Here is a 13,043-nt window from a genome sequence, read left to right as displayed (position 1 = left end):
CCCCGCACCCCGGGGGCGCCGGGCCGGGGCCGGCCGGAACGCGCGTCCGGCCCGGTCCGGCGTCAGGCCCGGATCGCGGTGCCGAGCACGTGCGGCGAGGCCGGCGCCGGCAGCCCGCTCGGCGGGAAGCGGAACCGGTCCAGTTCGGTCACCGTGAACCCGGCGGCCCGGATCGCGGCCACCGTGTCCCGGGCGGTGTGGCATCCGGCGCAGAACAGCGGCCAGAGCGTGGCGTCGGCCAGGCGCTGGGCCCGGCGCAGGCCGGAGGTCTGCGCCACCACGTGTTCGTAGAAGCGCAGTTCGCCGCCGGGCCGCAGCACCCGCCGCGCCTCGCGCAGCGCGACCGCCTGGTCCGGCACCGAGCAGAGGACGAGCGACAGCACCACCGCGTCGGCGGCGCCGTCGGCGACCGGCAGCTCCTCGGCCAGCCCGGCGGCGACGGTGACCGGGACCGGGGCGCCCGGCGCGGCGGCGCGGGCCAGCGCGCGCAGGTGGGGTTCCGGCTCGACCGCGAGCACCCGGCTGACCTGCGGCGGATAGTGCGCGAGGTTGCGCCCGTTGCCGGCGCCGACCTCGACCACCAGGCCGCGCAGCCCGGCGACGAGGCGGACGCGGTGCCGGGCCACGCCCGCCTGGTCCATCCCGACGCTGGCGCGGGCGAACAGCCGGGCGTAGATCGGATGGGAGACGGCCATCAGCGACCTGCCGGTGGTGCGCCGAGGCTGAGCAGGAGCGGGCCGGCGGATCCGTCCACCAGGTCGCCGAGGCGTACCCCGTCGAGCACGGCGAGGAACGCGGCCTGCGCGCGGCGCAGCTCACCGCGCAGCCGGCACTCCGCGACCAGCGGGCAGACCGGCTGCGCGCAGTCGACCACCTCGCCGTCGCCCTCGAAGGCGCGGACCACCTGGCCGACGGTGAGGTCCGCGGCGTGCTCGGCGAAGGCCACGCCGCCGGAGCGGCCCCGAATGGTCACCAGGACCCCGATGCGTTGCAGCCGCTGCACCACCTTGGCGACGTGGCTGCGGGGCAGTTCGAGCCGGGTGGCGAGTTCGTCGACGGTGGCCCGGACCGGGGACGCGGCGGTCAGCATGGCGATCCGCAACGCCATGTCGGTCGACCGGTTGAGCCTCACGCACCGACCCTAGCCACTCGGCGCCGCCCAGGACACCAGCAGATTCACGGTGACCCATGCCACCCCGGCACCGGGACCTTCGACCCTAAAAGAGGAATCTCTGAATCCTGTTTTGTGGGGATCGACCTGTTCGAGCCCCGAAAGGAGATTCGGTAGTGCTCTCGGAATCCTCAGCGGCGGTCGTGACCGCCACCCTGCCCGTCGTGCGGGCGCACGGCGAGGCCATCACCGGCCGCTTCTACCAGCGCATGTTCGACGCCCACCCGGACCTGCTGGACCTGTTCAACCGGGGCAACCAGGCCACCGGGGCGCAGAAGGCCGCGCTCGCCTCGGCGGTGGTCGCGTACGCGGCGCACCTGACCGGCGACGGCGGCATGCCGTGGGGGCCGGTCCTGGACCGGATCGCGCACAAGCACGCCTCCCTCGGCATCACCGCCACCCAGTACCCGATCGTCGGCCGCCACCTGCTCGCCGCGGTCGGCGAGGTGCTCGGCGGGGCGATCACCCCGGCGGTGGCCGCCGCCTGGGACGAGGTCTACTGGCTGCTGGCCTGCGAGCTGATCGCCCGCGAGGCGCGGCTCTACGCCGGCGCCGGCGTACCCGAGGGCGGTCCGGTGTGGCAGGACTGGCGGGTGACCGGCCGGACCCGGGAGAGCGCCGACGTCGTCTCGCTCACCCTCGCGCCGGCCGGCGGCGGCGCCGCACCCGGCTTCACCCCCGGCCGGTACGTCTCGGTCGCCGTCGACCTGGACGGCGGCCGAGGGCAGCAGATCCGCCAGTACAGCCTCTCCGGCCGCCCCGGCGCCGACCAGTGGCGGATCACCGTGAAGCGGGTACGCGGCGAGGGCGGCGCCCCCGACGGCATGGTCTCCGGTCACCTGCACGACCGGGTGGCCGCCGGCGACACGCTGCGGCTCAGCCCGGCGTTCGGCGAGGTCGACGCCACCGGCGGCGACGGGCCGCTGCTGCTGGTCAGCGCCGGCATCGGGCTCACCCCGGCGATGGCGGCGCTGGCCCACCTGGCCGACCGGAACCCCGGACGGCGGGTGACGCTGGCGCACGCCGACCGGGACGCCGAGGCGCACGCGCTGCGCGCGGAACTCCCCGCGCTCCAGCAGCGGCTGCCGAACCTGGCCGTCCACCTCTGGTACCTCGACGCCGCCGGGGCCGACCTGCCCGGCCTGAAGGCGGAGGTGTCCGCCGGGCTGATCGACCCGGACCGGCTCCCGCTGCCCGCCGGGGTGGACGTGCACCTGTGCGGCCCGGTCCCGTTCATGAACCTGGTCCGGGGCAACCTGCTGCGCCGGGGTGTGCCGGCCGAGCGGATCGCCTACGAGGTGTTCGGCCCCGGGATGCTGCCGGGCTGACGCCCCGCGGTGAAGTCGACGATCTCCTGGTTAGGGGCGCAAGCCGAGGGTAGGGGTCCTCCATGCGCATCCCCGGCATCAACGCGACCTTCCGGCCACCACGGAAGCGGTGGACGCCGCCCCACCGGACGCCGGGGCGCCGGCCACCCGCGTCGACACGCTCGTGGCGGTCGCGCGCCGGCTGACCGGGGACGCCGACGCCGCGTACCGGCTCGGCGCACGGGCACGCGAGTGGCGAGGAAGCGGTCCGGACCGCTTCCTCGCCGACTGGGACCGGATCCTGGAGGACGAGAACATGCGCATCGCGATGATTTCCCAGCACGCCAGCCCGCTCGCCGCCCCCGGCGAGGAGGACGCGGGCGGCCAGAACACGCACGTGGCGGAACTCGCGTCCGCGCTCACCGTTGCCGGCCACGACGTCCGCGTCTACACCCGCCGTGACTCCCCCGCGCTGCCCGAGGCGGTCGACGCGCCGGACGGCTACCAGGTGTGCCACGTGCCGGCCGGTCCCGCGCGGCGGGTGCCGAAGGACGACCTGCTGCCGTACACGGGCGAGTTCGGAAGCCGGCTGGCCGACACCTGGCGGCGCGGCGGCTGGACCCCGGACGTGGCGCACGCGCACTTCTGGATGAGCGGGCTGGCCACCGTGCACGCGAGCCGTCGCACCGGCGTGCCGACCGTGTTGACGTACCACTCGCTCGGCACTGTCAAGCGTCGCCACCAGGGCGTACGGGACACCAGTGCACCGGGGCGCGCCGGTTACGAGCGGGCGCTCGGCCGGGCCGTGGACCGGGTCGTCGTGCAGTGCTCCGACGAGGTCGCCGAGCTGGTCCGGATGGGCGTACCCCGGTCCCGGATGGCGCTCGTGCCGGCCGGCGTCAACGAGGCGGTGTTCCGCCCGGACGGCCCGGTCGCGCCCCGCGACCCGGCCCGCCCGCGCATCCTCACCGTCGGGCGGATGGTCGAACGCAAGGGCTTCCTGGACGTGGTCCGGGCGCTGCCGGCGGTGCCGGACGCGGAGTGCGTGGTGGTCGGCGGCCCGCCGGGCCACCTGCTGCCCGCCGACACGTTCGCCCGCCGGCTGTCCGCGCTCGCCGACTCGTGCGGCGTGGCCGATCGGGTACGGCTGCTCGGCGGCGTGCCGCGCGAGGAGATGGCCGCCTGGTACCGGTCGGCGGACGTGCTCGTGGCCGCCCCCTGGTACGAGCCGTTCGGGCTCACCCCGCTGGAGGGCATGGCCTGCGGCGTGCCGGTGATCGGCACGAACGTGGGCGGCATCGCCGACAGCGTGGTGGACGGGCTCACCGGCGACCTGGTGCCGCCGCGTGACCCCCGCGCGCTCGGCACCGCGCTGCGCCGGCTGCTCGGCGACAACGTGCGCCGGTTCGCGTACGCCACCGCCGCGCTCGACCGTGTTCGCAGCCGGTACTCCTGGAGGCGCTGCGCGGAGCAGCTCGTCGCGGTCTACGGTGCGCTGACGAACGCGGCCCGGCCCGCACCGGCGGTGGCGTGAGGCGACCCCTTGCTACCCACCGGTAAGGTTCGGGCCGTACCCTGATCCGGGTGAGCGGGGACTACACCCAGGAGTACGTGGACGTCGACGGCGCGCGCATCGGCGTGCAGGTCTACCCGGAGCCGGCCGGTCCGCCCGGCGCGCCGGTGGTGCTGATCTGGCCCGCGATGGGCGTACGCGCCCGCTACTACCGGCCGTTCGCCGCCGCGCTGCGCGACGCCGGGCTCGCGGTGATCGTGGCCGACCTGCGCGGCACCGGCGAGAGCACCCCGGTGCCGTCGCGCGCCTGCCGGTACGGCTACCAGGAGATGGCCGCCGACGTCGGCGCCGTGCTCGACGCGCTCAAGCCCCGGCTGGACGGCCGCACCCGGCTGCTGCTCGGGCACTCCCTCGGTGGCCAGGTCGCGGTGCTGCACCAGGCGCTGGACGACGACGACCGGGTGGACGGGCTGGCCCTGGTGGCGGTGGGGCTGCCGTGGTGGCGGACGTACCCGGGCCTGCGCGGGTGGGGCGTGCTGCCGTACACCCAGGCCATCGCGGCGACGGCGCGGCTGCTCGGCGTCTGGCCGGGCTGGGGTTTCGGCGGCCGGCAGGCACGCGGCGTGATCCGCGACTGGGCCCACACCGCCCGCACCGGCCGGTTCCCGGCACTCGACGGCGTGGACGCGGAGGCCGCCGTGCGGCGGATCCGGACGCCGGTGCTCGCGGTCAGCGTCGACGACGACCAGTACACGCCGCACGAGACGCTCGACCACCTCTGCGGGAAGCTGACCGCGGCGCCGGTGACGCGGCACCGCTACACGGCCGCCGAGGCGGACGCACGGCTGGACCACTTCACCTGGGTACGCGCGTCGGCGCCGCTGGCCGCCCGGATCGCCGCGTTCGCGGACACGCTCCCCCGGCGCTGAGCCCACGCCGGCACTGAGCCACTGAGCGCACGCTCCCCCGCCGGTGAGCCACGCCCGGGCGTGAGTCGCCCGATCGTGGGTATGCCGCACCGCCCGAACACGGCGGAGGGGGATCTGATGTCAGAACGGCACACCACGCTGCGCTCGATGCACGACCTGGGCCTGGCGGCCTGGTTCGGCGGTTCCCTGATGGGGGCGCTGGGCGTGAACGGCGCGGCGGCGCGGATCAACGACACGACCGAGCGGCTGCCGGTGGCCTCGGCCGGGTGGGCGCGGTGGACACCGGTGAACGCGGCGGCGATCGGCGCGCACCTGGCCGGCGCGGTCGGTGAACTGGTCACCGAGAGCCCGCGGATGGCCCGCCAGGCGGGCGTGGGGAAGATGAGCGCGGTGAAGACCGCGCTGACGGTCGGGGCGCTGGCCGTGACCGGCTACAGCCGGCTGGTCGGCATGCGGCTGGAGAAGGCCGGCGGGCCGCCGGTCGAGGGGACCACCGAACCGAACCACCACACCCCGGCGAACGTCGCCGCCAGTCAACGGCAGATGAAGCTGCTCCAGTGGGCTGTTCCGGCGCTGACCGGCGCGCTCGTCGTGGTGTCGGCGTACATGGGCGAGCAGCAGAAGCCGGGCCAGGTGTTCCGGGGCATGCTCGACCGCGCGGGCGGGCTGATGGCCGCGCCGAAGAACATCGGCAAGGTGGCCGCCGTGGGCGCGGCCGGCCGTCACCTGGTCGGGGCGAGCCGCTGACCACCGCGCGGCCGACGACCCACATCGGGGTGGGTCGCCGGCCGCGCGGTGCACCGGGACCGGACCGGCCGCCGTCGGGCGGCGCGGGCACAGCAGGCGAGGTGAGGTGACCATGACCAGCAGGGACCGGCCGGGTACCGGTGACGGGCGCGGGCCGGAGTCGGCGGCGCCGTGGGGGACCACCGACGGCTTCGACGCCGACCCGCCGTGGGGCGCCGGTGACAGCGACCCGATGGACGAGGGCAGCGAGGAGACCGCCGTACCGCAGGGGCGGCGCGGTGAGCGCCGGGCGGCCGGCGCCGGGCCGGGCGGGCCGAAGGCGGGCCGGCACGGGTTCGGATCCGTCGAGCCGACCCGGACGGCCGAGGCCGGGCCGGGCGCACCGCCGGATCCCGCCCCGTCCGGGCGGACGTTCCCGGACGACAGGGCGGACGGCGACCTCGGCGACAACGCGCTGGAGGAGGCGACCGGGATGCGTCCGGAGACGCGTCCCTGAGCCGTCAGGACCCGGTGCCGTCCTCACCCGGGTCGCCGAGCGCGGACGGCTCGTTGTCCGGCACCGGCGACTCGGTCACCGGATGCCCGGTGTCGTCGACCAGGCCCGGCGCCATGCTGCCGCCGTGTGCCTCCTCGGCCTCCCGGGTCGCCCGCGGGTCCCGCTCGTCGTTGCGCCGCTGCTCCACCGATCCCCCTTCGCTGTCGTCCATGACCCCGGCGGTACCCGGACGGTGGCGGCGGAAACGTCAGGCGCGCGCGGCAGCGGGGGCGACGTCGAGCAGGTCGGCGAGGCGGGCGGCGTCGCGCTGGGCCTGGTCGCCACAGCAGTTGTTCATCAGCACGTGCAGTTCGGCGCACTGGTCGGCCAGTTCGCGCAGCAGCACCGACCAGTGCCGCAGCTCGTGCTCGCCGTAGGCGTAGCGGAACCGTTCCTGCTTGTCGCCGCTCTCCCAGGCCGTGCTGTGCCCGTGGAACCGGATCACGGCCAGGTCGGTGGTGGCGACCAGGACCGGCGGCACCGAGGAGACGTGCCCCTGCGGCATGTCCACGCAGGCGTACCCGAGGTCGTGCTCGCGCAGGAACGTCACGGTCTCGGCCATCGCGTCCCCGTCGAACCAGGACGAGTGCCGCAGCTCGACGGTGACCGGCCAGGGACGGCAGCGCCGGGCCGCGTCGAGGATCCGCCGCCGAGCCGCCTCGCCACGCGCCAGCCACGGCGGGAACTGCAACAGCACGGCGCCGAGCCGGTCGGCCGCCGCGAGCGGCGCCAGCGCCGCGTGGAACCGGTCCCACACCTCGTCGTACGCCCCGGCGGGCAGGTCGCGCCAGCGGATCCGGCTCGGGCCGCCGGCCGGACGCAGGTCCTTCGGCAACGCGTCGATCGGTGTGTGGTGGCCGGTGAACAGGCGGAACGCCTTGACGTCGAAGGTGAATCCGTCCGGCGTCGCGGCCGCCCAGCCCGCCGTGGTCTCCGGCGCCGGCACGGCGTAGTACGACGTGTCCACCTCGACCAGTCCGAACCGCTCCGCGTACCAGCCGAGCCGGCCGGCGGGCGTGTTGACCCCGCGCGGATACCAGCCGGAGCGGACCAGCATCTGGTCGGCCCAGGACGACGTGCCCACCTTGATGACACCCATGTAATTCAGTTCACCGCGACCGCCGGACATCGGCAACCGGAGATGCCCTCCGGGTCCGGACCGGCACCGGGTGACCGGCCTCACCGTGGTTTCGCGCCGCCCGAGTGTGACGCCCGGCCGGTTCGCGGCGCTGAGGGTCACGAGATGGACGCATCCGGCCTGGACCAGGAAACCGTCGAGCGGCTGCTCGCCGGCCGCTCCGGCGACGCGCCGCCCGCTCCGCCGGCACTGCTCGCCGTGCTGGCCGCGGTCCGGGCCGCACCGGGCGCGGGCGAACTCGACGGCGAGGCGGCAGCGGTCGCCGGGTACCGGTCGGCCCGGCGGATGCGCCGTCGCCGCCGTGTCCGCTTCGGTGTCCGGATGGCGGTGGCCGGGCTCGCCGCGTCCCTCACCGGTGGTGTCGCGCTCGCCGCGACCGGGAACCTGCCGCGCGCCGCACGACCGGCGCCGCCGCCGATCGGCACCGCGCCGCCCGCGCCGGAGACCCGACCCGCCCGGCCGACCGGCTCGCCGGGCCCCGGGACACCGCAGCCGTCCGCACCGCCGGGACTGTGCGTCGCGTACCGGGCGCTCGCCGAACCGGACCGGGGACGCGCCCTCGCCACACCCGCCTTCAGCGACCTCGTCACCGCCGCCGGGGGCCACGACCGGGTGCCCGACTACTGCGCCGGGCTGCTGGGCGACGACGATCCGCCGGGCCGGGCCGACGGCGGACCAGGCGGCGGCCGGACCGCGCACCCGGTCCACCCGTCCGGCGGACCGCCGGGCGTGGACGTCCCGGCGCCGGAGCACGCCGGGCCGCCGTCGGGCACCCCGCCCGGGCGGCGGGCCGGTTGACGACCGGCTGGTAACTTGCCCGCGTGACCCCCCGGCGTCGCCGATCGGCGATCCTCCTCCGTGTGGCGGTGGTGCTCGCCGTGCTGGCCGGCATCGTCCTCACCGCGCTCGGCCCGGCCACGGTGACCGGCCTGCTGCCGTACTTCACCATCCAGAGCAACGTGGCGGTCGGCGTCCTCGCCGGGTACGCCGCCTGGTGCGCGCTGCGCGACCGGCCCGAGCCGCCGAGTGCCCTCAAGGGAGCGGTGACCCTCTACATCACCATCACCGGCACCGTCTACCACCTGGTGCTGGCCAACCCGGCCAGCCCGTTCGCGATGGCCCAGCCGGACCGGCAACCGGGTGAGTGGTGGGGCAACCAGTTCCTGCACACCGTGGTGCCGCTGCTGGCGGTCGCCGACTGGGCGCTGTTCGACAGGCGCGGCCGGCTGCGCCCCCGGTACGCCGCCTGGTGGCTGGTGTTCCCGCTCGGATACCTCGGGTTCGCGCTGGTACGCGGCCTGATCGTGGACAGGTACCCGTACCCGTTCATCGACGCGGGCGAGCTCGGCTACGACGGGTTGGCGGTCAGCGCGGTCGGGTTCGCCACGGTGTTCTGGCTGCTGGGCCTGCTGTTCGTGGGCGTGGACCGGCTGCTCGCCCGGGCCGGGCGCGCCGAACCGGCGACCCCACCGGCCACGCCCGGCGCGGTGGGGCCGCCGGCCACGGCCGGGCCGGACGAGCCGCCGGTGGTCCAGCGGGAGACCACCAGCTCGGCCTGAGCGGCCCGGCGGATCAGGCGGCGCGCCGGGCCGGCTCGCCCGCGCGGACCCGGCGGCCCGCGCCGCGTTCCCGGCCGTACGAGTCGGCCCGCCCCCACCGGCCCGGCACGTCGAGCAGCTCGATCCGCCCGTACCCGGTCGGGACGGCCGGGTTCACCAGCAGGTTCTCTCCGCACGGACGCAGCCCCAGCATGGTCGACAACAGCATCAGCAACCCGCCCGACGCCCACGACTGCGGTCGTCCGGCCTCCGGCAACTGGACCGGGTACTTGGTCACCGCACGGGGGTAGCCGGCGATCGTCTCCGGGACCGATCCGCCGAGCGTCTCCGCCATCGCGAACACTCCGGCGACGATGTCGGCCGCCGCCTCGTCGTAGCCGTACCGCCGCAGCCCCGCCGCGACGATCGCGTTGTCCCACGGCCACACCGCGCCGAGGTGCGCGCCGACCGGGTTGTACGGCCGCTGCCCCTGCGCGTAGGTGCGCACGCCCCAGCCGGAGAACAGGTCCGGTCCGCACAGGTGCCCGGCCAGCGCGTCGGCCCGTTCCGGCGCCACGATGCCGCTCCACAGCAGGTGCCCCAGGTGCGAGGTGAGCGCGTCGACCGGCTCACCGTCCGGGGTGAGCGCCAGCGCGTAGTAGCCGCGCTGCGGCAGCCAGAAGTCGCGATCGAACCGCTCCCGCAACCGCGCCGCGTCGGCCTCCAGGCGTTCGGCGTAGGCCGGGTCGCCCCAGAACTCCCGGGCCAGGCGGGCGCCCCGGATCCGCGCGTCGTACGCGTACCCCTGAAGCTCGCACGTCGCGCGCGGGTACGGCGGCTCCACGCCGTGCCGGTCGACGATCGCCGCCGGCGAATTGCGCCAGGTCTGGTTGGCGACCCCGGTGTCGGTGTTGCGCGGCTGGTAGCGCAGGTAACCGTCGCCGCACTGGTCGCCGTAGCGGGTCAGCCAGTCCAGCGCCATCCGCGCCGGGTGCCGCAGCTCGTGGACCAGGTCGGCGTCACCGGTCCAGCGCTCGTACTCGTCGAGCAGGATCACGAACAGCGGGGTGGTGTCGGCGGCGCCGTAGTAGAGCGCGGTGGGCTGCTCGTCGAACGCGGCCGCCTCGCCGTACCGCAGCTCGGCGACGATCTTGCCGGGTTCCTCCTCGTGCCGGTCGTCTAGCCGGCCGCCCTGCACCATCGCCAGCATGTGCAGCGTTCCCGGGGTCAGCTCGGGCGTGAACGGCAGCGTCTGGAGGCAGGTGATCAGCGCGTCCCGCCCGTACAGCGCCATCGCCCAGGGCATCCCGCCGACCGGCACCCGCTCGCTGTAGGCCAGCGGCATGTACCGCAGCGCGGCCAGGTCGGTCAGGGCCTGCCGGTACACGGCGGCCAGCCCGGGCCGTTCGGCGACCAGGTGCGGCGCCCGGTCGTACCACCGTTCGAGGTCGTCGCGCATGTCCTGACGGACGTGCTGCCGGTGCGACTCGATGCCGGCCCGCAGGTCCCGCCCGCCGGCGCCCTGGATGACCATGCCGACGTGCAGGTCGACCTGCCACTTGCCCTGCGGCTCGACGCGAATCCGGAAGGTCATCCCGCGCGTGTCCACCTCCCCCGGGACGGTGCTGGAGACGCACGTCTCCCGGGTGAACCGCCCACGCTCGTACCGGATCCGCAGCCGCCGCTGCTCCGGTTCGGGGATGACGGTCGGCCGGCGCGGGCCGGGACGCAGGATCTCGGAGGTGTCGGCGAAGTCGCCGGCCATCTCCATCCGCACCGTGTACTCGGCGGGCTCGGCCGAGTGGTTCAGCACCGTGAGGCTCTCGTGGTACGCCTCGTCGATCGAGCGGTGCCGGATCACCGAGACGTCGGCGTCCACGTAGTGGCTGGCCGCGCCCGGCACCAGCACGAATCGGGTCTCGAAGTAGGTCAGGTCGTCGCGGGACAGCGCGTGCAACCGCTCGCCGTCGATCGTGAGCACCCAGTGGGACAGGAACCGGGTGTCGAACGAGAACAGGCCGATCGGCGCGGACGGGTCGCGTTCCATGTCCCCCTGCGCGTCGCTCACGGCGAACGCGTTACCGGCGAGGACATGGACCAGCTCCTGCCTCATCGGGCCGCCACCCGGGCGCCGGCCACGTCCCGGGGGTCTCGGGCGTCCGGCGGGCCGGGGAAGAGCCGGCGCAGCGTCATCAGCAGCTTGAGTTCGCCCCGCGCGGCGAGGTCGTTGCGCAGCAGCGCGGCGGCCGGGTGCAGGCGTCCCGCCGCGATCCGGTCGAACACCTCGCGGTCCGCGCCGACCACCAGGTCCGCCTCCTCGGCCAGGCGGTCCACCCGGACGTCCTGCCGGTCGATGGTCAGGTACCAGTGCTCGGTGCGGCCGTCGTCGCGCAGGTCCAGGCGGATGGTGCCGGAGGTGGTCTCGGGCAGCTCCGGGTGCCGGCCGGCGGTTCCCCGGGTCAGGTGTTCCACGGCCGAGACGCTCATCGGGCCCTCCTCGTCGGTGGTCGCGGCCGGCGCCGCTCGTCCCGCAGCGTCCCCGCATCGCGGGTGAGGCGAACTCACCCGGACCGGGTGAGGCACGGCGGCGCGGCGGGTATCCCTGCGGCCATGCCGACGACCGGGGACGCCACCGCCGACCGGGTGCTGCTCGCGCTGCTGACCATGCAGCGCGAGGCCTGGGAACAGGGCATCCTCGGCCAGGCGCTGCTCGACCTGGGCCTGGACGAGGCAGCGGTACTGGTCGCCGACGCCGTGGTGACCCGGCAGCGGCCGGACGGCCGGCTCGGTGAACCGGCCGGTTCGGTGGGCGCGGTGAACGGCGCCGCGTGCGGCGAGGTGGTCCGGCACGCCGCCCGCCGCACCGGCGACCGGCGGTACGCCGAGGCGCTGGACGCCCAGCTCGACTGGCTGGCCCGCCGGGCGCCGAGGGCCGCCGACGGCACGCTGTTCCACCTGCTCGACGGCCGCCAGGTGTGGGCGGACACGATCTACATGGTGGTGCCGCTGCTGGCGCTGACCGGCCGGACCGGGGCGGCCGCGGCGCAGGTCGCGGGGCACCGGCGACGGCTGTACGACACACGCACCGGCCTGTACGCCGCCCGCTGGGACGAGGACCGCTGCGAGCTGGACCGGCCCGGGCCGTGGGGCACCGGCAACGGCTGGGTGGTCGCCGGGATCGCCCGCGCGCTGCGGCTCGCGCCGGACCGGCCGGACGGCCTCCGGGCCGAGCTGGCCGGGCACGCCGAGGAGGTGCTGACCGCCTGCCTCGCGTACCGGGGCGCGGACGGGCTGTTCCCGGACGTGCTGGACGAGCCGGGCGCGTTCCGGGAGGCCAACACCGCCCAGTTGCTCGGGTACGCGGCCCTCACCGGGGTGGCCGACGGGTGGCTGTCCCGGTCGTGGTTCGAGGTGGGGGCGGGCCTGCTCGCGGCCGCCGCCCGGCGGGTCGACGCGTACGGCCGGGTGACAGGGGTCAGCGGGGCGCCGGACTTCGAAGGCCCCGGCACCTCGCCCGAGGCGCAGGCGTGCCACCTGCTCGGGCTCGCCGCGCTGCGCCGGGCCGGCGCGACGCTCAGCGCAGGATGAGTCCCCGCACGTACGCGGCCTGACCGACATGCTGGAGGTCGTCGTCGAGCACGCTCACCAGCCGCACCCCGAGCGTCACCGGCGGATCCCAGTTCTCGTCCACCACCCGGTCGAGGTCGGCCGGGCGCAGGCCGCGCAGGTACGCGAGGCTCCGGTCCACCACCGCCCGGTGGTAGTCGAGCAGCACGCCGCCGTTCTCGGGGCGTACCGCGGCGATCTGCTCCGGGCCGTGCCCGAAGCCGGTGTCGGCTGGGTCCGGCGGCAGGCCGCAGCGCGCCGCCCAGTCGCCGGTGGCCCACAGCTGCGGCTCCCCCATCACGTCGGCCACGTGGTCGTCCTGGATCCGGGTCAGGTGCCAGACCAGCCAGCCGACCGGGTTCGCCCCGTCGGCCGGCGCCCGCCGCAGCTGGGCCGCGTCGAGCCCGTCGAGCGCCCCGGCGACCAGATCGGGCAACCGCCCGTACGCCTCGGTCAGCACGTCCGTCGCGTCCACGTGTCCCTCACTCCCTGCCGACTCCTGCCGTCCCTTCGGGCAGTACCGCCCAGCGTGCCCGGCAAACCTCGGCGCGGGCCCCGC

Annotated in this window: 15 protein-coding genes; 8 read left to right on the top strand and 7 right to left on the bottom strand. The window is 75.8% G+C overall.

The features are described 5' to 3' along the window. Positions 1 to 62: 62 nt before the first annotated feature. Together IRY44_RS14235 and IRY44_RS14230 are read right to left on the bottom strand one after the other, a co-directional pair. Positions 63 to 695: a class I SAM-dependent methyltransferase gene (locus IRY44_RS14235; protein WP_194800873.1), complete on the bottom strand. Its 633-nt coding sequence runs from the start codon at positions 693 to 695 to the stop codon at positions 63 to 65. After that, positions 695 to 1,132: an Rrf2 family transcriptional regulator gene (locus IRY44_RS14230; RefSeq protein ID WP_194800872.1), complete on the bottom strand. Its 438-nt coding sequence runs from the start codon at positions 1,130 to 1,132 to the stop codon at positions 695 to 697. The genes IRY44_RS14235 and IRY44_RS14230 overlap by 1 nt, the downstream gene beginning before the upstream one ends. A gap of 155 nt (positions 1,133 to 1,287) precedes the next feature. On the opposite strand from IRY44_RS14230, the gene IRY44_RS14225 reads away from it, so the two are divergent. The 5 genes from IRY44_RS14225 to IRY44_RS14205 all read left to right on the top strand — a co-directional run bounded on the left by IRY44_RS14225 (position 1,288) and on the right by IRY44_RS14205 (position 6,163). Further along, a complete protein-coding gene (locus IRY44_RS14225; protein WP_194800871.1) occupies positions 1,288 to 2,499 on the top strand; it encodes a globin domain-containing protein in 1,212 nt (403 codons plus the stop codon). A gap of 295 nt (positions 2,500 to 2,794) precedes the next feature. Then, positions 2,795 to 4,012, top strand: a complete 1,218-nt coding sequence (locus IRY44_RS14220; protein WP_194801044.1) for a glycosyltransferase — start codon at positions 2,795 to 2,797, stop codon at positions 4,010 to 4,012. A 50-nt stretch (positions 4,013 to 4,062) separates the two neighbouring features. Next, positions 4,063 to 4,920 carry an alpha/beta fold hydrolase gene (locus IRY44_RS14215; protein ID WP_194800870.1) on the top strand — a complete coding sequence of 286 codons (858 nt, stop codon included), beginning with the start codon at positions 4,063 to 4,065 and terminating at the stop codon, positions 4,918 to 4,920. A gap of 117 nt (positions 4,921 to 5,037) precedes the next feature. Beyond that, positions 5,038 to 5,667 carry a hypothetical protein gene (locus IRY44_RS14210; RefSeq protein ID WP_194800869.1) on the top strand — a complete coding sequence of 210 codons (630 nt, stop codon included), beginning with the start codon at positions 5,038 to 5,040 and terminating at the stop codon, positions 5,665 to 5,667. Between the two features lie 112 nt (positions 5,668 to 5,779). Next, the gene (locus IRY44_RS14205; RefSeq protein ID WP_194800868.1) at positions 5,780 to 6,163 is read left to right on the top strand and encodes a hypothetical protein; all 384 of its coding nucleotides are present in this window, start codon (positions 5,780 to 5,782) and stop codon (positions 6,161 to 6,163) included. Positions 6,164 to 6,167: 4 nt separating this feature from the next. Here the strand turns inward: IRY44_RS14205 and IRY44_RS14200 are convergent, their stop codons facing one another. Then, positions 6,168 to 6,374: a GTPase activator gene (locus IRY44_RS14200; RefSeq protein WP_194800867.1), complete on the bottom strand. Its 207-nt coding sequence runs from the start codon at positions 6,372 to 6,374 to the stop codon at positions 6,168 to 6,170. Positions 6,375 to 6,410: 36 nt separating this feature from the next. Next, entirely contained in the window at positions 6,411 to 7,301 is an 891-nt protein-coding gene (locus IRY44_RS14195) for a DUF72 domain-containing protein (RefSeq protein WP_194800866.1), read from the bottom strand. 144 nt (positions 7,302 to 7,445) lie between these two features. Between IRY44_RS14195 and IRY44_RS14190 the strand changes: the two genes are divergently transcribed. Together IRY44_RS14190 and IRY44_RS14185 are read left to right on the top strand one after the other, a co-directional pair. Beyond that, a complete protein-coding gene (locus tag IRY44_RS14190; protein WP_194800865.1) occupies positions 7,446 to 8,138 on the top strand; it encodes a hypothetical protein in 693 nt (230 codons plus the stop codon). Positions 8,139 to 8,161: 23 nt separating this feature from the next. After that, positions 8,162 to 8,899 carry a Pr6Pr family membrane protein gene (locus IRY44_RS14185; protein WP_269696481.1) on the top strand — a complete coding sequence of 246 codons (738 nt, stop codon included), beginning with the start codon at positions 8,162 to 8,164 and terminating at the stop codon, positions 8,897 to 8,899. A gap of 13 nt (positions 8,900 to 8,912) precedes the next feature. On the opposite strand, the gene IRY44_RS14180 is transcribed toward IRY44_RS14185, so the two are convergent. Together IRY44_RS14180 and IRY44_RS14175 are read right to left on the bottom strand one after the other, a co-directional pair. Continuing rightward, entirely contained in the window at positions 8,913 to 10,991 is a 2,079-nt protein-coding gene (locus tag IRY44_RS14180; protein WP_194800864.1) for a glycogen debranching N-terminal domain-containing protein, read from the bottom strand. Then, on the bottom strand, positions 10,988 to 11,365 hold the full coding sequence (locus tag IRY44_RS14175; protein WP_194800863.1) for an SCP2 sterol-binding domain-containing protein: 378 nt from the start codon (positions 11,363 to 11,365) through the stop codon (positions 10,988 to 10,990). The genes IRY44_RS14180 and IRY44_RS14175 overlap by 4 nt, the downstream gene beginning before the upstream one ends. Positions 11,366 to 11,488: 123 nt before the next feature. Between IRY44_RS14175 and IRY44_RS14170 the strand changes: the two genes are divergently transcribed. After that, positions 11,489 to 12,466, top strand: coding sequence for a glycoside hydrolase family 88 protein (locus IRY44_RS14170; RefSeq protein WP_194800862.1), 978 nt, complete (start codon positions 11,489 to 11,491; stop codon positions 12,464 to 12,466). Here the strand turns inward: IRY44_RS14170 and IRY44_RS14165 are convergent. Beyond that, positions 12,453 to 12,959 carry a DinB family protein gene (locus IRY44_RS14165; protein ID WP_194800861.1) on the bottom strand — a complete coding sequence of 169 codons (507 nt, stop codon included), beginning with the start codon at positions 12,957 to 12,959 and terminating at the stop codon, positions 12,453 to 12,455. The two genes, IRY44_RS14170 and IRY44_RS14165, sit on opposite strands and share 14 nt — an antisense overlap. Positions 12,960 to 13,043 lie beyond the last annotated feature (84 nt).

The organism is Micromonospora sp. ANENR4 (genome assembly GCF_015354395.1).
In the GTDB taxonomy this organism is placed as follows: Bacteria; Actinomycetota; Actinomycetes; order Mycobacteriales; family Micromonosporaceae; genus Micromonospora; species Micromonospora aurantiaca.
Note: the sequence above shows the minus strand (reverse complement) of the source record. Positions and strands in the feature narration are given on the sequence as shown.

Bases quoted from the DNA above. Each gene is read 5' to 3' on its own strand.
- IRY44_RS14175 (WP_194800863.1), bottom strand. From the start codon at position 11,365: ATGAGCGTCTCGGCCGTGGAACACCTGACCCGGGGAACCGCCGGCCGG.
- IRY44_RS14220 (WP_194801044.1), top strand. From the start codon at position 2,795: ATGCGCATCGCGATGATTTCCCAGCACGCCAGCCCGCTCGCCGCCCCC.
- IRY44_RS14180 (WP_194800864.1), bottom strand. From the start codon at position 10,991: ATGAGGCAGGAGCTGGTCCATGTCCTCGCCGGTAACGCGTTCGCCGTG.
- IRY44_RS14190 (WP_194800865.1), top strand. From the start codon at position 7,446: ATGGACGCATCCGGCCTGGACCAGGAAACCGTCGAGCGGCTGCTCGCC.
- IRY44_RS14205 (WP_194800868.1), top strand. From the start codon at position 5,780: ATGACCAGCAGGGACCGGCCGGGTACCGGTGACGGGCGCGGGCCGGAG.
- IRY44_RS14195 (WP_194800866.1), bottom strand. From the start codon at position 7,301: ATGGGTGTCATCAAGGTGGGCACGTCGTCCTGGGCCGACCAGATGCTG.
- IRY44_RS14235 (WP_194800873.1), bottom strand. From the start codon at position 695: ATGGCCGTCTCCCATCCGATCTACGCCCGGCTGTTCGCCCGCGCCAGC.
- IRY44_RS14200 (WP_194800867.1), bottom strand. From the start codon at position 6,374: ATGGACGACAGCGAAGGGGGATCGGTGGAGCAGCGGCGCAACGACGAG.
- IRY44_RS14210 (WP_194800869.1), top strand. From the start codon at position 5,038: ATGTCAGAACGGCACACCACGCTGCGCTCGATGCACGACCTGGGCCTG.
- IRY44_RS14170 (WP_194800862.1), top strand. From the start codon at position 11,489: ATGCCGACGACCGGGGACGCCACCGCCGACCGGGTGCTGCTCGCGCTG.